The organism is Micromonospora sp. CPCC 205561 (assembly GCF_036906775.1).
GTDB lineage: Bacteria > Actinomycetota > Actinomycetes > Mycobacteriales > Micromonosporaceae > Micromonospora.
In genome coordinates this window covers 2,501-5,358 of record NZ_JBAKHV010000107.1, presented here as the reverse complement: position 1 = coordinate 5,358, position 2,858 = coordinate 2,501, and the positions used below count along the sequence as shown (strand labels likewise).

The window sequence follows — 2,858 nt, the reverse complement described above, 5'->3', positions numbered from 1 at the left end:
AAGATTGTCCGGCGGTGTCCTACTCTCCCACACCCTCCCGAGTGCAGTACCATCGGCGCTGGAGGGCTTAGCTTCCGGGTTCGGAATGTAACCGGGCGTTTCCCCTCCGCCATGACCGCCGTAACTCTATCGACATATCAAACAACACCCACACACACGGGGTCTGTTGTTCGTTTATCGAGAGTTGCACAGTGGACGCGTAGCAGCTTGGTAGTCAAGTCCTCGGCCTATTAGTACCGGTCAACTGAACCCGTTACCGGGCTTACATTTCCGGCCTATCAACCCAGTCGTCTAGCTGGGGGCCTTACCCATCCAAGGATGGTGGGATACCTCATCTTGAAGCAGGCTTCCCGCTTAGATGCTTTCAGCGGTTATCCCTTCCGAACGTAGCTAACCAGCCGTGCCCCTGGCGGGACAACTGGCACACCAGAGGTTCGTCCGTCCCGGTCCTCTCGTACTAGGGACAGCCCTTCTCAAGTATCCTACGCGCACGGCGGATAGGGACCGAACTGTCTCACGACGTTCTAAACCCAGCTCGCGTACCGCTTTAATGGGCGAACAGCCCAACCCTTGGGACCTGCTACAGCCCCAGGATGCGACGAGCCGACATCGAGGTGCCAAACCATCCCGTCGATATGGACTCTTGGGGAAGATCAGCCTGTTATCCCCGGGGTACCTTTTATCCGTTGAGCGACACCGCTTCCACTCGCAAGTGCCGGATCACTAGTCCCGACTTTCGTCCCTGCTCGACCTGTCAGTCTCACAGTCAAGCTCCCTTGTGTACTTGCACTCAACACCTGATTGCCAACCAGGCTGAGGGAACCTTTGGGCGCCTCCGTTACCCTTTAGGAGGCAACCGCCCCAGTTAAACTACCCACCAGACACTGTCCCTGAACCGGATAACGGTCCGAAGTTAGATACCCAAATCAACCAGAGTGGTATTTCAAGATTGCCTCCACCCATACTGGCGTATAGGTTTCACCGGCTCCCACCTATCCTACACAAGCTAATTCGGATACCAATGTCAAGCTATAGTAAAGGTCCCGGGGTCTTTCCGTCCTGCCGCGCGTAACGAGCATCTTTACTCGTAATGCAATTTCGCCGGGCCTGTGGTTGAGACAGTGGGGAAGTCGTTACGCCATTCGTGCAGGTCGGAACTTACCCGACAAGGAATTTCGCTACCTTAGGATGGTTATAGTTACCACCGCCGTTTACTGGCGCTTAAGTTCTCCGCTTCGCCCCGAAGAGCTAACAGGTCCCCTTAACGTTCCAGCACCGGGCAGGCGTCAGTCCATATACATCGAATTACTTCTTCGCATGGACCTGTGTTTTTAGTAAACAGTCGCTTCCCCCTGCTCTCTGCGGCCATACAACGCTCCACCCGCGCGGGGCTTCACGTCTCCGGCCCCCCTTCTCCCTAAGTTACGGGGGCAATTTGCCGAGTTCCTTAACCACAGTTCGCCCGATCGCCTCGGTATTCTCTACCTGACCACCTGTGTCGGTTTGGGGTACGGGCCGCTAAGAACTCGCTAGAGGCTTTTCTCGGCAGCATAGGATCACTGACTTCACCTGAATCGGCTCGGCATCACGTCTCAGCCCCATGTGTTGCGGATTTGCCTACAACACGGCCTACACGCTTACCCCGGCACAACCACCGGCCGGGCTCAGCTACCTTCCTGCGTCACCCCATCGCTTGACTACTACCCGCCAGGTTCCCACGCTCCCCAACCTCAACCCGAAGGTCTCGGCCGGTTTGGGTGGTTAGCACAACGAGGTTCATCAGGGACGCTCTTTCGCGGGTACGGGAATATCAACCCGTTGTCCATCGACTACGCCTCTCGGCCTCGCCTTAGGTCCCGACTCACCCAGGGCGGATTAGCCTGGCCCTGGAACCCTTGGTCATCCGGCGGAAGGGTTTCTCACCCTTCTTTCGCTACTCATGCCTGCATTCTCACTCGTGCCGCGTCCACAACTGGGTCACCCCGCTGCTTCACCCCCGGCACGACGCTCCCCTACCCATCCACACACCTGCACAAGGAATCAAGTCCAAGCGAGGTAAAAATGTGAATGCCACAGCTTCGGCGGTGTGCTTGAGCCCCGCTACATTGTCGGCGCGGAACCACTTGACCAGTGAGCTATTACGCACTCTTTAAAGGGTGGCTGCTTCTAAGCCAACCTCCTGGTTGTCTATGCGACCCCACATCCTTTTCCACTTAGCACACGCTTAGGGGCCTTAGCTGGTGATCTGGGCTGTTTCCCTCTCGACTACGAAGCTTATCCCCCGCAGTCTCACTGCCGCGCTCTCACTTACCGGCATTCGGAGTTTGGCTGATTTCGGTAAGCTTGTGGGCCCCCTAGACCATCCAGTGCTCTACCTCCGGCAAGAAACACGCGACGCTGCACCTAAATGCATTTCGGGGAGAACCAGCTATCACGGAGTTTGATTGGCCTTTCACCCCTAACCACAGGTCATCCCCCAACTTTTCAACGTTGGTGGGTTCGGCCCTCCACGCGGTCTTACCCGCGCTTCAGCCTGCCCATGGCTAGATCACTCCGCTTCGGGTCTAGGACACGCGACTGAATCGCCCTATTCAGACTCGCTTTCGCTACGGCTCCCCCACACGGGTTAACCTCGCCACATGCCACTAACTCGCAGGCTCATTCTTCAAAAGGCACGCCGTCACCCCGCAAGGCTCCGACGGATTGTAGGCGAACGGTTTCAGGTACTATTTCACTCCCCTCCCGGGGTACTTTTCACCATTCCCTCACGGTACTTGTCCGCTATCGGTCACTAGGAAGTATTTAGGCTTACCAGGTGGTCCTGGCAGATTCACGGCAGATTTCAGGAGTCCGCCGCT

2 rRNA genes (1 of these 2 cut by a window edge) are annotated in these 2,858 nt (G+C 56.8%); both read right to left on the bottom strand.

The window, feature by feature from the left end:
• Positions 1-6: 6 nt before the first annotated feature.
• Positions 7-123 (bottom strand): 5S ribosomal RNA (gene rrf, locus V6V16_RS27565).
• Between the two features lie 87 nt (positions 124-210).
• Positions 211-2,858, bottom strand: a 23S ribosomal RNA gene (locus V6V16_RS27560) (it continues 460 nt past the right edge of the window).